At 73.8% G+C, this 1,525-nt stretch carries 1 protein-coding gene and 1 pseudogene; one reads left to right on the top strand and one right to left on the bottom strand.

What is annotated here, in order from left to right:
* On the top strand, positions 1 to 548 hold a 548-nt coding region (locus tag ACOV8S_RS15745), incomplete at its 5' end, for a hypothetical protein (RefSeq protein WP_448318448.1).
* Positions 549 to 712: 164 nt separating this feature from the next.
* Here ACOV8S_RS15745 and ACOV8S_RS15740 read toward each other — a convergent pair.
* Positions 713 to 1,525, bottom strand: a pseudogene (locus ACOV8S_RS15740) (hypothetical protein); the annotation flags it as partial.

Here is a 1,525-nt window from a genome sequence, read left to right as displayed (position 1 = left end):
CGGTGGTGGGGTGCTCGGGGTCGGGCAAGTCGACGGTGGCGGCGCGGCTCTCCGAGATCCTTGGTGTGCCGCACGTCGAACTGGACGCGTTGCACTGGGGGCCCGGCTGGACCGAGGCTTCTGCCGAGGAGCTGAGTGCGCGGGTCCGGCGGGCCACGGCCGCCGACGCCTGGATCGTGGACGGCAACTACCAGGGCAAGATCGGCACCCTGGTGTGGGAACGGGCGGACACCGTCGTGTGGGTCAACCCCTCCCGGTGGCGGGTGCTGTGGCGGGCCCTGAGCCGGACCGTGCGGCGGGCGGTGACCGGCCAGGAGTTGTGGAACGGCAACCGTGAGACATGGCGCGGTCTGATGTTCTGGCGCGGCGAGGACTCGATCCTGTGGTGGGCGTGGACCTCGTATCCGCGCGTCCAGGAGCGGTACGAGGCGGCCATGCGCGATCCACGGGCCGCGCACCTCGTCTTCCACCGGCTGAGGACGACGAAGGAGGTCGAGGACTTCCTGGCCGGCGTCGCGGGCGACCGTCTCGACCGGCCGGAGGGGTAGCCCACGAGGGCGGTCCGAGGCCGGGGAGTCCTCACGCGACCCCGGCCGCGGGGCGGTGGCCGGCCGGGGGCGCGTCAGCGGTCCTCAGCGGTCCGCAGTGGTCCTCAGCGGTCCGCAGTGGTCCTCAGCGGTCCGCAGTGGTGCTCAGCGGTCCGCAGTGGTGCTCAGCGGTCCTCGCCGGGCCGCGGGAGTTTCAGATCCAGCGGGCCGCAGCCGAGGCGCGCCGCCTCGGCCTCGACGTAGCGGGGGAAGAGGTGGCGCACGTCCGCGCTCGCCCCGCTCTGGGTGGCCTGCACGACGAAGGCCGTCTCGCCCGTCGGGCAAGGGGCCACGAAGATGCCGAGGTTGGTGCCGAGGCCGCCGAACCCGATGGCGGAGCGCACCCGGTCGCCCTCGTACAGCGCCGTCCTCCTGAACATCCCGGTCAGCCTGGGGTCCTCGACGGTCATCAGGCGCTGCCTCGGCTGCGAGAGGGAGATGTCCCGGTCGCAGGTGCGCACCGGGCCGTGCCCGACGGTGATCAGGGAAGACCGGTGCGGCCGGCGCCCTGCGGGCAGGGTCAGCCCCTTGACGCCGCAGAGCGCGTCCGGCTTCTCGCGGGGGGCGGAGCGGGCGGCCTCCGGCAGGCGGTCGACCGGATCGGCGATCGTGCCGGCGCAGCCGAGGTCCTCGCCGACCTTGTTGACGAGCTTCACGACGATGCGGGCCATGGCGTCCCGCTCCTCGGCACCCGGCTCCAGGTCCGTGACCCACTCGCCCTGGGCGACGTCCACGACGGTGGGGCCCCCGTCCTTGCCGGGGCGTCCCAGACAGCCGTCCGGGAGGGCGAGCCAGGCGCGGTTGTCCGAGGCCATGCCCAGCAGGCCGCCGCCGAGCGGAGTGAGGCGGGCGGACAGGAACTCCTGGGTCCACCGGTCATGGACACCCTGGCGGTCGTCCAGCCGGTGCACCCGGACGGTCAGTGCCCACGCGTCGCC

The sequence above is a fragment of the Streptomyces sp. CO7 genome (assembly GCF_053474865.1).
Note: the sequence above shows the minus strand (reverse complement) of the source record. Positions and strands in the feature narration are given on the sequence as shown.